The organism is Desulfosporosinus sp. BICA1-9 (assembly GCF_000802135.1).
On record NZ_JUEE01000172.1, the window covers coordinates 24,429 to 40,172 of the forward strand.

Sequence of the window (15,744 nt, forward strand, 5' to 3'; positions counted from 1 at the left end):
AACGCAGTGAAAGAGAGGGTCACAAACTTGGAAATGACTGGAGCAGAGGCTATTATTGAGTCTCTGAACAATGAAAACGTAGACGTAGTGTTTGGCTATCCTGGTGGAGCAGTCTTAACACTTTATGATGCCTTGTTCAAAGCAGAATTTAACCATATTCTAACCAAGCATGAACAGGGAGCGGTCCATGCGGCTGACGGTTATGCCCGAGCGACCGGAAAGGTTGGGGTTGTTATTGCTACTTCCGGGCCAGGGGCTACCAACTTGGTGACCGGGATTGCCACAGCTTACATGGATTCTATTCCGTTAGTGGCTATTACGGGTCAAGTTTCTGTTCCATTGATCGGGAGGGATTCCTTTCAGGAGGCAGATATTCGAGGCATCACGACCCCGATTACGAAACACAACTATTTGGTTAAGCGGGTTGAAGATTTACCAGGGGCTTTAAAAGAAGCTTTTTATATTGCACGTACAGGTAGGCCTGGACCCGTAGTTGTGGATATCGCCAAAGATGTTTTTGCCGCTTCGTTAGACTATCATTACCCTACTGACGTTAAGTTGCGTGGTTATCGTCCAGTCTATGAAGGTAACTTAGAAACGATCGATAAGGTCTTTGAGGAATTAAGAATAGCCAAAAAACCTCTAATCTTCGTAGGGGGTGGTGTCAATCTCTCTGATTCGTCTGAGGAATTAAAGAGTTTGATTGAACAGACTGGGTTTCCGGTGATTTCAACCTTAATGGGTTTAGGTTGCGTTCCTTTTGATCATCCTCAGTTTCTAGGAATGGTTGGCATGCATGGAACTTATGCCGCGAATATGGCGACAACGGAGTGTGATTTGCTCTTAGGAATTGGAGTGCGTTTTGATGATAGAGTCACAGGTCTCCTGGATGAGTTTGCTGCGAAGGCCAAAATTATTCACTTTGATATCGATCCTGCTGAAATCAACAAAAACGTTTTGGCCCATCTACGCGTTATCGGAGACGTGAAATGGTCGATACCTGCCCTAGCTCAACGGGTTAAGCATGTTTCTAAGGAGTTGCAAGAACATGTTCAATCATGGATCGAGAAATGCCTCTTCTGGCAAGAGGAAAAGCCTTTAAGTTATGAACAGGATGCAGATCTTGTCATGCCTCAAGCGGTGGTTGAAAAAGTTAGTCAGTTGACTCAGGGTAACGCAGTGATTGTGACGGATGTTGGACAACACCAGATGTGGGTTGCGCAATACTACGGTTTTAAAAATCCACGCTCTTTGCTTACGTCAGGAGGGTTGGGGACAATGGGCTATGGTCTTCCCGCTGCCCTAGGAGCGCAATGTGGTATGCCGGATAGACCGGTAATTCTCTTTATCGGTGATGGTGGAATGATGATGAATTGCCAGGAATTGGCTGTGACTGCGGAATATAATTTTCCGGTTAAGGTCCTAGTCTTTAATAATCAGTGTTTAGGAATGGTCGCTCAGTGGCAGAGGATGTTTTACGGTGGACGCTATTCTCATACCAGTCTCAAAGGGTCGACGACTGATTTTGTAAAATTAGCTGAGGCAATGGGTGTTAAGGGATTAAGGGTTCATAAACCAGAAGAATTGGGACTGATCTTGGAAGAAGCGATGGCCATTCCCGGTCCAGTGGTGGTTGATATTCGGATACCGGAAGTGTTAGACGTCCTACCCATGGTTCCATCAGGTGCTCGCTTGGATCAGATGATTATAGGGGGTAAAGAGGGATGAAGCATACACTCGCCGTTTTAGTCGAAAACAAACCGGGAGTTTTAACCCATATATCCGGACTGATTAGCCGTCGGGCCTTTAATATTGAAAGTATTGCCGCTGGATACACTGAGGAACCCGATACCACCAGAATCACGATTGTGGTTGAGGGGGATGAAATTGAGCAAGAACAGGTTGTTAATCAGTTGTCAAAATTAGTGGATGTCATCAAAATTAGTGACCTTACGGCCGTAGAGTCGATTCAACGAGAGTTAGCTTTGATTAAGGTCAAAGCCAGTGCTGCTACACGGTCAGATATCATCAATATTGTCGAGATTTTTCGAGCAAGCATTGTCGACGTTAACAGGGAGACGATGGTGATTGAGCTTTCTGGCGATGAAACAAAGATTGATGCTCTATGTCAAGTACTAGCAGAAGATCATGGAATTATTGAAATTGTACGAACGGGAAGGATTGCTCTTTCGCGGGGGCCTGTTCCGGCAAAGAATCAAGGCATTTAATATCAGACAAAAGAGTGGGGCAATGCCCACTCTTTTGTAATTTTGGTCGTCGTTTCGTAGAACTTCGAAGCCCTTTAACTCGTCAAAATTAATTGCGTACGTCTTTCTTAGCTGAGAGAAACGAGTTAATGAGAGTTTCATACCGCTCGTAGGACGGTTTAGATTTCCCAAGCTTGATGATTTTTTGGTACATCATTGGTGCTTGTTCTTCAATGGCTTTTACTTTACCCTGCACAGTTGCAAAAGGTTCCGTAATTTCTTGATACTTAAGACATAATTGTTCGTTTTTCCTTTGTATGATCCAATCTGTGGGTTTAGTTCGAGTAAAGGGTTGTGGTGTAACAGGGGTACCAAACGAAAGATTAACGGTGTTTCCAACTCTTGTGAATCGATCTAAGGAATATCCCGCATTCCATAAACCCGCCACAAAGGCATCACGCATGATTGAATTTTCCAAGGTAATCGTTATATCCATCCTTAGTTCCGAAGGCTCGGAGAATTCACCAAGTTTGAATCCGGTTAACCACCAGTGTTTCCCTGCTCTTGAAAAGAGGACTTTGCCGTTCTTTCTAAGGGTAAACGACATTGGCAAGAGATGATCATTGCTAACGCAATGATAAAAGGAACCCTCAAATAGTCCGAGAATCTTTAAGTTAAGAGCCTCAGTATACACACCTATTTCGCCACCTGTCACCATGTCATATTGACCTTTCCAGAAGGCTATCATCCATTTTTTGTCCCCGTATTCGAAAAAAATTGGTTCACAGTCCATGATCATCCCCAAAGGCGCGGCTGCTTCATCATATAGACGACAGTAGCCGACCTTTCTTTGCCAAGCATCCAGATTAGAATAGAAGATATCTTGGGTTGAATCATAAGAGTAGCCCACGATTTGGATGGTTTTGTCCAATTCATCGTTACCCGTTCCCTGTAATAAGAAGTCAGACATCGTAATCTCCTCCTCAGTACATTTTATGAGATATAGGCATAGTATGGTGCATCAAGGTTGTGACTTTAAGCAAACCTCGATTCTTTAGGAGGGATGGAGGTACAAGGAGGGTACTTATGAACAGAGATGCTCATTTCTATGCTGTTTTAGCGTTTTGTCGAGCCTGTGGGTTTAAGAAAGAAAGTGCTCACATTATCGCCTATGCGTCTCAATTAGTGGATGATGCCAAAATAAATCTGATTTACTTTAAGAAATCAGGTCATAATGTCGAGCATGAGCTTGTTGATAACCGGCTAGCTTTTTTTAATATGGCTACTTGTCATTCTTACTTCCGGATAAAAACCTTTAATTATGAGGCTTTGATCAACAACACGTGTGCTTTTCATTTTGTCCCAGGATGTAAAGGTGAGAACTTTACCCAAAAACTTCGTTGCGGAGAAGAGTCCCCTGTCATTTTAGATATTTTAAGTGATGCTTTTCACGAACGAGACTTAATTAAACTGGGCATTGTTCTACATGCTTACGCGGATACGTTTGCGCACCAAGGGTTCAGTGGCCTGGTGAGCAAAGTTAATGATATTAAGAGTTGTGAGGCTCAATCCAAAGTCTCTTGGGGGTTGATAGACCGTTCTATAAATTTTGTTAAGCAATTAAATCAGGATAGATTCGAGACGTATTTTGACCATTTTAGGCCTGCCTATGGACACTGCCAAGCCATGGACTATCCTGACCTCCCTTACCTGAAATGGTCGTATGACTATGATTATAGTGATGAATTTAATGGTTCTTATGAGAACGTTGAAATTGATAATAAAGAACGCTATCAGCGTGCTTTCCGGAGCATTAAAAGGCATGTGGAACAGTATTTAACACAACATCCTCAATTCTTGGACCAAAATCTAAAGTTTAAGAACTTTGAGCTGCTTATGAATGCACTCACCTTGGAAGGGACGGATCAGCAACGGGAGTCGAATTGGCAAAGACTCATGATTGAACAAGGGTTATTTACTAAGACCGACAGTTGCTTGTTTAGCTATGAAGAGGATCAGTGGTTGAAAGAAGCCTTCAGTAATTATGATCGAAAACGTTTTGATAATCGTACGGTTGAGGGGGTTCAACTGGCAAGTGATTTTAGGAATTCGAACTGGTATGGGTTTTATAGAGCGGTTAAGTGGTATAAGAAAAAATTCTTCCAATACTGTAGTAACTATCGTTTAAGCATTCCAAATTAATGTGTAATCTTTATTATCAATACTCGCAGTTTAGTTAAAATTATTTCTGGACTGATTAATCGCCGGGTTTTAATATTGATAGTATAGCCGCTGAGTACACACATATTATCGCATCATCCTTGAATGTAAGGAAAAAGATATGCTATAGATTCAAGTGAGTGCTTACTCGTTCTATAGCATATCTTTTTTCAATTGTACGGTTAAATAGATGATGAGTTAGGTTTAAAATGGAAGGGAGGTAGAAAGGTTTAGTGATCCGTCAAAACTGACGTAATTCTAGAAGGCTGCTTTATAGAGGCTAATAAAATCTTCAACAAAGCCTTGTCTTGGATTGGTAAAGAAACAGATATCTTTTAAGGCATTCTGAGAGAGTGGTTCAATATCACCTTCCATTAGCCCCATCTCACTTAATTTGCCGGGGATTTCGATTTTGGAACGTAATTTATTAATTGAGTCAATAATTAAGTCAACAGCTTGTGACCTGTTATGGGTAATAATCCCCATGGCTTCACATATTTTCAGGATTCTTTGTTCAGGTATGGAGACGGAATTGAACTCAAACACATAAGGCAGCAAGACAGCGTTATAGCAACCATGGGTTTGATTATAAAATCCACCCAATTGATGTGCCATACAATGCACATAGCCCAGTCCGGCATTATTAAAGGCCATGCCAGCCATAATATTTGCAAACATCATCTTTTCCCTGGCTTCCAGATCATTGCCATTCTCATAGGCCCTCGGAAGATACTCAAAAGCCAGTTTTAGTGCTTCAAGTGCTAAAGAATCTGTGATAGGAGAAGCTTCTGTCGATACATAAGCTTCTATGGCATGGGAAACAACATCAATACCTGAGCTGGCAGTAACTTCTTTGGGCATAGATGTCATAAATATGGGGTCGTTGACTGTAATAAATGGTGTTAGAAAAGGCGAAGAGATCGTCATTTTTACCTTTCTAGAATTATCTGTTATTATGGCAACCATCGTTAATTCGGCTGCCGATCCTGCGGTTGTATTGATAGCAATTTGCGGTATTGCTGGTTTGGTTACTTTATTATATCCTTCATAATCAATGATTGAACCGCCATTCGTAGCTACTGTAGCGATTGCTTTGGCACAGTCATGATTTGTTCCGCCGCCGATGGAAATTATCAATTTGTAGTTTCGTTTAAAGATATTAAGTCCTTTTTTGAGATAAGTCAAACCGTCCTCTACAAAAGAAACCGTAGGGTTTGGATGTAATATTCCGTCAAAAATATCATAGGAGATAAATAAATTCTTTAAGATTTTTTCCACATTTTCAACATATCCAAGACTTATCATGTTTTTATCTGTAACAATCAGGACTTTGCTCAGCTTCCATGACAATAATTCATTAGGAAGGTCTTTGATAGCACCGATACCGATAAGATTTGTTTTTGGCAAAATAAAATTATGTGTGTTTTCCAACTAGTATACCCTCCGTTATTGGTGATGTTACTCAATATGATGTTGGAAATTGTAAGTTACCGCTCTAATTTATTAGATTCTACTCCTCTTGTTTTACTTGTATGAAACTATTCAATTTATAATAACCCCACGTTGCTATTGAAAACCAAACAGCAAAACCAAATAAAGGTAACCAAATCCTACTGGAGGATTTTAAGATACCCAAATCGATGACCATATTATAATACACTGAGGAAAAAAAGATCCCGCCAACAGCGAATATATAATTTAATGGCTTTTGTTTTGGCAAAAAATAAAAATATAATATAAAAAATATTGACCATGTTATATTTGCAAAAATATGTACGCCTATGAATCCAAAAGGTCCGTAATTTATCCAAGAAAATAATCCAGTGACATATCCAAAACTATGCACCAAAACATCTATCATTCCACCAAAAATGATTCCATAAATAGACAAACGTTGGATTTCGTTTCTCGGTACATTCGCTATTACGATTAATGCGAAAATTAATGTAAAGATTGGATAGATAAAGTATTTGGGCATTGTCTCCTATCCCCTTTATATTACTGACTTTGGATTAATTTAGAATATCCGTTATCCACGTTTAATATTCTGTCGATAACTGTATTTGAGTTGAACATATAGTAATAGCTCATTCATAGTGAACTCGTTCAACTAAAGTTGAACGTCGAGACTTCGGTGACATAAGTATCCAGTGACGATAGTGTCCAGTGGACATTATCGCCGAAAGCGCACAACCCTTAACGAATACTATCGCGCTGAAGGATTACTTATGCCGAGGGCGCAGATCCACTGACGAATACTTTCGCAACCTAGGATGGAGTCTACCTCCTTCGCCGCAAAGTGTTTTTTGGGGGAAAGGCGGCTCGGCGATACTCTATCCTACGCCAGTAAGTATTTCTTTTGGGATCACGGCTTCGGCGATACTCTCCACCGGAGACTATCGTCACTGAAGCAGAGTACGGGGTACCACTCCCACTTGTAGAAGTGGGAGTCTCACGATTGGATAAATAACGGCCTATTTACGACAAACAAGGGGAGAATACCCTATGGTTAGGGCTTAATTGTGTTTTTTATCAGAAGGGATATTTTGGGTTTTGCCGAATCATGTGTAATAGAAGTAATAGGAAAAAGGTGGTAGAAAATGTTGCATGCCACTGATGAAATTCTCAGGCCGGTGCCCGAAGTTTCCCTCAGGGAACATTTTTTGAATGTCATGAATTCTTATGTTAAGGCTAAAAGCGAGCCGTTCAACGGACATGCGTTGGGGACGTTAATGAGAAAAACGATTCCAGAGGATCTACAACGCCTACCTTTCATCGATGAACGATACCAAGTTGAGGGTTCTGTAGGTATGCGCAACTGGACGAATATTCCTTGGATTGCGATCATGGACCGCAAAATAATGGAAATAACTAAGCGTGAGGAATATGTTCGTTATCTCTTCTCAGAGAACATGGAGTCGGTGTACTTGACCATTCAGCTTGGAATTACGGAGCCCTTGGATGAAAAAGGTGGGAACGGTGGTAACCAAGGCGCTCAAAACAGGATCCAAGCCTTAAAAAGCATGCTTGCGCGAGAGCCACGCTATGACCGACGTAACATGCCGGACAATGAGGTTCTAATTGAAGATTTAAGTCAAGCAATTAAGAGTTATAAACTGTTTGTAGAAAAAGTTCTAGCAAAGGATTCCCCGGATACGGAGATGTCTGAAGAGAATGTTCAGGGTGACGAGGTCGAGAGTCTTAAACAGATCATTGTTTCTCCCAAGCAGCGGATCGAGGAAATTAAGAAGTATATTCGAAGTAGGGGCTTCTCATACCCGGCGGATAGCATTGAGAACCTGTATTTAGCTCTAAAAACCAAGCCTTTTGTGATTCTAGCTGGTATTTCAGGGACAGGGAAGACTAAGTTGGTAAAGCTTTTTGCCGAGGCAAGTGGTGCTACGGAGGAGAATGGGCAATATTGTCTCATTCCAGTACGGCCAGATTGGAGCGATCCTTCAGATCTGTTGGGTTATACGGATTTAGCGGGAAACTTTCGACCAGCTAAGTTTACGAGATTGTTAGCTCGAGCTTCACAACTGGAAAATAGGGACAAGCCCTATTTCGTCTGTTTGGATGAGCTTAATTTAGCGCGGGTGGAACACTATTTTAGTGATCTCCTCAGCATTATGGAAACCAGACGCTGGAATGAGGTGGGGATCGTGACGGACTCCGTACTATCCCTTGATGATAAAGATGTCGTATTCCAGGAAGAGTATCAGAAGCTGGCCCTACCAGATAATGTCTACCTGATCGGGACGGTAAATATGGATGAGACTACCTACCCCTTTAGTAAGCGGGTATTAGATAGGGCGCAAATGATTGAATTTAGTCAGATTGATCTGGGTCGTTTTCCGGAACGTCGGTTAGATGAGGAAGGGGATAAGCGGTCAGTCGGTTTGGCAAGTGGTCCGATCAACAATTCTTTTTTTCGAAGTGATTATCTTACGCTTCAGGATGCCAATCTCGAAAACGATGTCCTGATTCGCCGGAGTACAGGACGGCTGATCGAGGTTAATCAAATTCTGGAGGGGATCTATGCTCAGGTCGGGTTTCGGGTACGTGACGAAGTCAACTTTTACCTCCTCTATAACGACCGATACGCCCTGATGACTGAAGAGCAAGCTTTTGACCTTCAGCTTTTGCAAAAGATTTTACCACGCTTGCAAGGAAGTAGTTCCTCCGTGAAGAGAGTGCTTATCCAATTAATGTTCTTCGCCTTAGGTGAATCTAAAAATCCTGAGGAAATGATGGAAGATGCGTCAGCTCTTTATCTGCCTTGGCAAGGAAACGGAGTTTTTCTCAAGGCGAAATTTCCCTTGAGTAGTCGTAAATTAGCATATATGTTGCGGAGGTTAGAGGAAGATGGTTTCACCTCATTCTGGCTTTCTTAAAGAAAGGATCAGTTTACGAGTCGAGATAGATCTGCAAGATATTCTTGCTTTAGGCTCTCTAAGAGGTCAATCGGAGGCCTGGATAAAGGTGTTAGAGCATTTAATAGCTACTGTAAACCGTATTCAATCTGGATTATGTCCTCCTTTAAAAAAGGGAAATACCGTTAGGAATGCTGAGCGAGTCAAAAAAGTTGGACCAGAGAGTTTGAAGTTTCTGGCGAAAAAACCACAATATCTGAAAAAGGACCTAAAATCTGGCTTCATTCGGGTTGACACAGATTATTATCGCCCGGCTCTACTGATCGATCCCAAACCTGTAAATGACAATGATACGCTGGAAAATCGATTTATGCGCGGTATTCTTACCAAGATCAGACAAGCAGTATGCCTACAAAAGGGTTCTCTTCGTGAACTGGGGAGGCCCTATGATTCCAACTTACGTAAACGCTTAGAAAATCTGGAGGGGCAAATAGATTGTTGTCTTAAGGCGAATTTTTTGACAGATGTCAGTGAAATACGGCAAATGTCTGTGAATCAGGTTTTGCAGATGCCTCCAAGTTATCAGGATATCTACCGCTGTTATTTAGTCTTAATCAAATGTTAGATTTAAAAAAAGTGCCTTTCACCCTGAAGTTAGTGTGAAAGGCACTTTTTACTATCCCTAATAAATACTGAGCTTTGCTTTTTTCAACTTTCGTTGAACGAGTTCACTTAGACAACTGTCAGCAAGTATGCTCAAGGAATATTATACCATATACCCTGAAGGGAGGGGTAATTTGTGGTATTGAGTGAATCCAAGAAAGTCGAAGAGATGAACTATTTTGAACTGTTAGCATGGCTTGGTATCGGCAGTTCGCATCCGGGAGGCTTTCCGGTGACCCAACAGAATTTAAATGCATTGCAAGTAAAGAAGGAAGACTATGTACTGGACGCTGGGTGTGGGACGGGTCTTACGGTTTGCCATTTGGCTAAAACGGTTGGCTGCAGAATCATGGGAATTGATATTAATCCCCAAATGGTTGAAAAAGCGTGCCAAAGAGCAGAGCAAGAGAGAGTTTCTCATCTCGTAGAATTTAGAGTAGCCGATGTGTATAAGTTGCCGTTTGAGGAGAATTACTTTGATAAGGTCATTGCTGAATCAATCACGGTCTTTTTAGATAAAGTTAGAGTATACCGAGAATTTTATCGAGTGTTAAAGCCTGAGGGAAGCGTGGCAGATCTAGAAATGGCCCTTTTAGGAAAATTACCTCCTAATCTTAAACAGCAGTTGGCAGAGTGCTTTGGATCTGGCACTGACCCGTTGTCCTTCCAAGATTGGCAGGAGGCTTTATCACAAGTCGGATTTTTAGATGTCGAAATCAAAAATCCCCAGCGCTTGAGGAATAATGGTAATGTGATTCTAAACGCGCTGAAAAAGGATTGGATGCTGATCAAAGATCTTACGCATAAAGTCGCTAATCAACCAGGATTAGTGGCTAGATTGAAAAAAAATGCCGAGTTCATGAAACGGAACCAGGGCTACTTCGGTTTTGGTCTTGTCCATGGGCGAAAACCAACTCCCCCACCTCCACCAGAAAAATTAGGTGTTAAAGGTAGGGTTGGGCAGGTATTTAGTAATTTTCTGCGCCTAGTAAGAACATTTTCTTACTAAAATCGTCAAGACGTTGAATGCTTGGCATTGGTCGATGAAGGGTACCCTTAAGGTACCCTTTGCCAACCGGGGAATATTTAGCCTAACGAAGAAATCATTGTAATTTTCAATTATAGGTAATATAATAGATGAGTATCCGGTAATCAACGCAATGAAGCTTTTTTGAGAGATTTTTATCTCAGAGAAAGCTTTTTTTATTACCGGGGCTGGGAGGTGAGCTGGGACCTATATGCCATGTTCATTTTTTAGTAAGCAAGACTCGTACCTATCAACTATAAGAGAAAAGAAGGAGGAGATTTCGAAATGAATTCTAAACGAAGAAGTGCTGTTTTGGTCGCTTTGCTAGTATCCTTTCTACTCGTAATCACAGGCTGCGGCAATAAGCCCACCGCTACACCAGCACCAGCAGAAGTTAAGAAGGAAGAAGTTACGAAGGAAAAATTCAAGGTGGCCTATGTTTATGTTGGACCAGTCGGTGACGCAGGCTGGAGTTATGCTCATGACCAAGGTCGCAAATTCCTGGTTGACAAAATTCCCGATGTTGAAACAACGATTATTGAGTCAGTTCCTGAGGGCGCGGATTCTGAGCGCGTAATTACTCAACTGGCTGAAAAGGGCAATAAAGTCATCTTTACGACCAGTTTTGGTTATATGGATCCCACCATCAATGTAGCTAAGAAATACCCTGATGTAGTGTTTATGCATAACTCAGGTTATAAAACTTCAGAAAATGTAGGTACTTATTTCGGCCGCATCTACCAGGCTCGATATCTAACGGGTATCGTAGCAGGTAAAACCACTAAGAGCAACACCATCGGTTATGTAGCAGCTATGCCGATTCCAGAAGTTATCCGAGGTATCAACGCATTTACTCAGGGGGTACGCTCTGTTAACCCTGCTGCTAAAGTAAAAGTAGTTTGGACAAATACTTGGTATGACCCTGCCATGGAAAAAGATGCTGCCAAGAGCTTATTGACAGCAGGCGCTGATGTCATTGCTCAACACCAAGATACGCCTGGACCTATGCAAGCTGCAGAAGAGGCCGGTAAATTTGGGGTTGGTTATAATATGGATATGTCCAAGATGGCTCCTAAGGCTGTCTTGACCTCTGCAGTTTGGAACTGGGGTCCATACTATGTGAAAACTGTCGAAGCAGTCCGTAATAAAACCTGGAAGAATGATCAATACTGGGGTGCAATGAGCGATGGTATTGTTGACATTGCTCCATTCGGCCCGATGGTAGCTGAAGATACTAAGAAATTAGTGGCTGAAGCGAAAGATCAGATCATGGCTAAAAAGTGGGATGTCTTTACAGGTCCAATCAAGGATCAAAAGGGAGAAGTGAAAGTTCCTGCTGGTCAAGTCATGACGGATAAAGATATGCTTTCCTTTGACTGGTTTGTTGAAGGGGTAGACGGTACAATTCCTAAGTAAACAGCTAAAACTAATATACTCATTATAGGGTAGTTGTGAATTCAGAAATTACGCTTTGAAGTTGCTATAGGTGGCCTCAAAGCGTAATTTCCTACTATAAAAGAGTATTTTAGGTATAATTAGCCGGGAACCCGTGTTTGTGAATTGAATTGAGGGAGACAGACTGTATGAATCAAGCACTAATTCAATTACAGGGAATCGTTAAAAAGTTTCCAGGTGTCCTAGCCAATGATCACGTGGACCTAGATATTAACCCAGGAGAAATCCATGCTATCTTAGGAGAAAATGGGTCTGGGAAAAGCACTCTAATGTCTGTGTTAGCCGGTCTGTATAAACCAGACGGTGGAAAGATCCTAGTAAATGGGGTTGAACAAAAGTTCCGTTCCCCCAGAGATGCTATAGCTTGCGGTATCGGGATGGTTCATCAGCACTTTAAATTGGTAGAGCCCTTTACAGTGGCAGAAAATATTACCTTAGGTGAACAGGGGAGTTCCTTTCTGCTTGCTAACAAAGAACTTAAAGCCAGCATCAATGAGCTTGGGAAAAAATACGGTCTTGAAATCAATTTGAACGCTAAAGTATGGCAGCTGTCCGTGGGGGAAAAACAGCGAGTAGAGATCGTCCGCATGCTCTATCGCGGTTCCAAAGTATTGATATTGGATGAACCTACGGCTGTGCTTACCCCTCAGGAAGCCGCTGAACTCTTTGAAAATCTGCGCAGAATGGCCTCTACAGGATGTGCTGTAGTTGTCATTACTCATAAATTGAATGAAGTTGAGGCCATCGCAGATCGGGTTACCGTGTTGCGCCTTGGAAAGTTAGCTGGTGTACTAGAACAAGGCCAGATCAATGCCAAAGAGATGGTCCGCTTAATGGTTGGCAGGGTTGTGGCCTCGAAGTATGAGCGAGACTCTTCTCCTGTAGGTGAGGTTGTACTAGAACTAGATAAGGTAAAGGCCTTCAATGACATGGGTCTTCCCTGTTTGCGTGAAATGACCCTTTGTGTAAGGGCAGGTGAAATTCTCGGTTTGGCGGGTGTGTCCGGCAACGGACAACGAGAAATGGCGGAAGTCATCGCAGGATTGCGCCGAGTTGAGAGCGGTAAAGTCCTCTTGAACGACCAGGATATCAGCAACCTCTCCCCCCGTAGGATTATTGACCTAGGTGTTGCCTATGTGCCTGAAGATCGCTTAGGGATGGGATTAGTACCGGAGCTAAATGCCTTAGAGAACCTTATTCTGAAGAATTATCATCAGCCTGAGTACTCAGGGCGTTGGTTGTTAAAATCCCAGGCCATAGAGCGTAATGCTGAAACTCTAGTAAAACAGTACCAAGTCAAAATATCCAGCTTGCGTCAGCCTGTCAGGGTACTGTCAGGTGGTAATTTACAAAAGTTGTTATTGGCTAGGGAGATTTCTAGTTCTCCCAAATTGATGGTAGTAATTTACCCGGCACGGGGATTAGATATCGGGGCCACTGAGGCAGTTCATAAATTACTGTTGGAATTAAAGACCCGTAAAACTGCGATCTTGCTGATTTCCGAAGATCTTGAAGAAATATTCAAATTAGCCGATCGGGTTGGGGTAGTGTTTGACGGTCAGCTAACTGGGGACTTTCCTATTGAACAAGCTGACTTGGAAGAAGTGGGACTCTTGATGACAGGTTCCTGCTCGGCCAGAAAGGATGATGGACGATGAACCGGCTCACATTTAAACTAGAAAAACGCTTAACTCCTTCGCCGGTGATGGTTTTTATCATCCCTTTAATATCCGTGCTGTTGGCCCTTTTGTTGGGGGCGATCTTCTTGGTCCTGACCGGGGAAAAACCACTGACCATATATTTGCTGATGTTTGAAGATAGTTTGGGCTCAAAATATGGGCTAACCGAGACCATGGTTAAGGCCATTCCTTTGATGTTGACCTCGTTGGGTGTTTCCTTGGCTTTCAAAATGAAGTTATGGAACATTGGTGCTGAAGGTCAGCTCTACATGGGGGCCATGGGAGCAGCCTGGCTACCATTAACCTTCCCTACTCTGCCTGTTTACCTGATGCTGCCAGGAATGGTTGTCCTCGGGATGATCGCAGGGGGACTGTGGGCTCTTTTGACGGCTATCCCTAGAGCCATTTGGAAAGTTAATGAAATTATTACTACCTTAATGCTAAACTATGTGGCAATCCTATGGGTGGACTATTTGGTCTACGGTCCCTGGAGGGATCCCAAGGGATCAAATTTCCCCATAACCGCACCCTTTGCGGAGGCTGCTAGGTTACCTGGTCTGGGTGATTCCCGCATTCATGCAGGTTTGTTCTTTGCTTTGGCGTTGGCAGTTATCCTAGCCATCGTTTTCAAGTATTCCCGCTGGGGGTACAGCATTAACGTGATTGGTTCAAGTGAGCGAGCAGCGCGTTATGCCGGAATGAATATTAAACGCAATATTTTGTTGGTGATGTTTCTGAGCGGTGCAATTTCAGGGTTAGCAGGTATGGCTGAAGTCAGTGGGATTATTGGTAAGCTGCAACATGGAATCAGCCCGGGGTATGGGTATACTGCCATAATTGTAGCTTGGCTCAGTAAACTTAACCCCTTGGCTATTATTATCGTCTCAGTGTTGTTCGGAGCGTTACAAGTGGGAGGATACGCAGTACAAGTGGAGGGAGTACCTGCCGCTGTAGCGACAATGCTACAAGGCTCGATTCTTTTCTTTGTCCTCGGTGGCGAAGTCCTTACGAACTACAGAGTGAAACTGTTCGGCCAGAAAGGAGAGGAATTGAGTAAATGAACATTCAAGAATTCTTAATCCCTTTATTGGCAGCTGCAGTGATCGCTGGAACACCGATCCTCTATGCTGCCCTGGGCGAACTAATCACTGAACGAGCTGGAATCATCAATCTAGGTGTTGAAGGAATTATGCTGGTGGGTGCGGTATCAGGGTTTATGGCGGCAGTAACCACAGGTAATCCTTGGATTGGTTTGCTGGCTTCCATGCTAGCTGGTGGAGCAGTGGCGCTGATTCACGCTTTTTTAACCATTACCTTACGGGCTAATCAAGTGGTAAGTGGCTTAGCTTTAACAATTTTTGGGACTGGTCTTAGCGGCTATCTTGGTAAAGCTTATATCGGAATACCGGTTGAAAAACCCTTTTCCCCGCTGCCTCTTGGACCTTTGGCAGATATACCGTTCATCGGCCCCATTTTCTTTCAACAGGATGCCTTAGTGTATATCAGCTATGTACTAGTCGTTGTAATATGGTATTACATGTATCACACTAGGCCCGGGCTAAACCTCAGAGCTTTAGGGGAGAATCCGGCGGCTATGGATGCCCTTGGTTTAAACGTCTTTTATTTAAGATATCTCTATGTTGTGGCAGGTGGCACTTTAGGCGGTGTAGGGGGAGCTTACTTATCCCTAGCCTATGCTCCCAGTTGGTTGGAAAACATGACGGCTGGTCGTGGCTGGATCGCGGTAGCTCTGGTTATCTTTGCTCTGTGGAATCCTTGGCGAGCTTTAATGGGTGCCTACCTGTTTGGGGGGATTGATGCCCTTGGTTTCCGTCTTCAAGTCTTGGGCATTGAAATGTCTCCTTTTTTCTTAAAAATGTTACCCTATTTGTTTACCGTCCTAATCTTAGTATTTGTGGTTGCTCGTCACAAAGGACGCTTGTCTACGCCTGGAGCTTTGGGTCTATCTTATGACCGAGAGGAAAGGTAGGGAAAACAGTTTATAATTTGTTTATAATCTGTTTATACAAATTTAAGATTATTAGTTTAGAATATTACTATAAAAGAAAAAATTGCTGAAAAATAAAGAGGTAAAGCCCAGACGTGGGCTTTACCTCTTT

The 15,744-nt window shown here is 42.7% G+C and carries 13 protein-coding genes; 10 read left to right on the forward strand and 3 right to left on the reverse strand.

What is annotated here, in order from left to right:
* The first annotated feature begins 27 nt into the window (after positions 1-27).
* A complete protein-coding gene (gene ilvB / locus JL57_RS21685) occupies positions 28-1,728 on the forward strand; it encodes a biosynthetic-type acetolactate synthase large subunit (RefSeq protein ID WP_034144042.1) in 1,701 nt (566 codons plus the stop codon).
* Positions 1,725-2,228 (forward strand): acetolactate synthase small subunit, encoded by a 504-nt coding sequence (ilvN, locus tag JL57_RS21690; RefSeq protein WP_034144018.1) that lies wholly within the window; start codon positions 1,725-1,727, stop codon positions 2,226-2,228. Before ilvB ends, ilvN begins: the two co-directional genes overlap by 4 nt.
* 88 nt (positions 2,229-2,316) lie before the next feature.
* Here ilvN and JL57_RS21695 read toward each other — a convergent pair whose 3' ends face one another.
* The gene (locus JL57_RS21695; protein ID WP_034144019.1) at positions 2,317-3,177 is read right to left on the reverse strand and encodes a DUF4474 domain-containing protein; all 861 of its coding nucleotides are present in this window, start codon (positions 3,175-3,177) and stop codon (positions 2,317-2,319) included.
* A 116-nt stretch (positions 3,178-3,293) separates the two neighbouring features.
* On the opposite strand from JL57_RS21695, the gene JL57_RS21700 reads away from it, so the two are divergent.
* Entirely contained in the window at positions 3,294-4,409 is a 1,116-nt protein-coding gene (locus JL57_RS21700; RefSeq protein WP_034144020.1) for a DUF6765 family protein, read from the forward strand.
* A 276-nt stretch (positions 4,410-4,685) separates the two neighbouring features.
* On the opposite strand, the gene JL57_RS21705 is transcribed toward JL57_RS21700, so the two are convergent.
* Both JL57_RS21705 and JL57_RS21710 read right to left on the reverse strand, forming a co-directional pair.
* Complete coding sequence (locus JL57_RS21705) at positions 4,686-5,858, reverse strand: iron-containing alcohol dehydrogenase (protein WP_034144021.1); 1,173 nt, start codon at positions 5,856-5,858, stop codon at positions 4,686-4,688.
* Between the two features lie 79 nt (positions 5,859-5,937).
* Positions 5,938-6,405 (reverse strand): hypothetical protein, encoded by a 468-nt coding sequence (locus JL57_RS21710; RefSeq protein ID WP_034144022.1) that lies wholly within the window; start codon positions 6,403-6,405, stop codon positions 5,938-5,940.
* 622 nt (positions 6,406-7,027) lie between these two features.
* On the opposite strand from JL57_RS21710, the gene JL57_RS21715 reads away from it, so the two are divergent.
* The 7 genes from JL57_RS21715 (at position 7,028) to JL57_RS21745 (ending at position 15,614) form a co-directional block, all read left to right on the forward strand.
* Positions 7,028-8,821, forward strand: a complete 1,794-nt coding sequence (locus JL57_RS21715; protein WP_291300391.1) for an McrB family protein — start codon at positions 7,028-7,030, stop codon at positions 8,819-8,821.
* Positions 8,793-9,425 (forward strand): DUF2357 domain-containing protein, encoded by a 633-nt coding sequence (locus JL57_RS21720; protein ID WP_034144023.1) that lies wholly within the window; start codon positions 8,793-8,795, stop codon positions 9,423-9,425. Before JL57_RS21715 ends, JL57_RS21720 begins: the two co-directional genes overlap by 29 nt.
* Positions 9,426-9,632: 207 nt before the next feature.
* Complete coding sequence (locus tag JL57_RS21725; protein WP_291300398.1) at positions 9,633-10,472, forward strand: class I SAM-dependent methyltransferase; 840 nt, start codon at positions 9,633-9,635, stop codon at positions 10,470-10,472.
* 303 nt (positions 10,473-10,775) lie between these two features.
* Positions 10,776-11,906 (forward strand): BMP family ABC transporter substrate-binding protein, encoded by a 1,131-nt coding sequence (locus JL57_RS21730; protein ID WP_034144024.1) that lies wholly within the window; start codon positions 10,776-10,778, stop codon positions 11,904-11,906.
* Positions 11,907-12,073: 167 nt separating this feature from the next.
* Positions 12,074-13,603 (forward strand): ABC transporter ATP-binding protein, encoded by a 1,530-nt coding sequence (locus JL57_RS21735; protein WP_034144025.1) that lies wholly within the window; start codon positions 12,074-12,076, stop codon positions 13,601-13,603.
* The gene (locus tag JL57_RS21740; RefSeq protein ID WP_034144026.1) at positions 13,600-14,685 is read left to right on the forward strand and encodes an ABC transporter permease; all 1,086 of its coding nucleotides are present in this window, start codon (positions 13,600-13,602) and stop codon (positions 14,683-14,685) included. The genes JL57_RS21735 and JL57_RS21740 overlap by 4 nt, the downstream gene beginning before the upstream one ends.
* Positions 14,682-15,614, forward strand: a complete 933-nt coding sequence (locus JL57_RS21745; RefSeq protein WP_034144027.1) for an ABC transporter permease — start codon at positions 14,682-14,684, stop codon at positions 15,612-15,614. The genes JL57_RS21740 and JL57_RS21745 overlap by 4 nt, the downstream gene beginning before the upstream one ends.
* Positions 15,615-15,744: the final 130 nt, after the last annotated feature.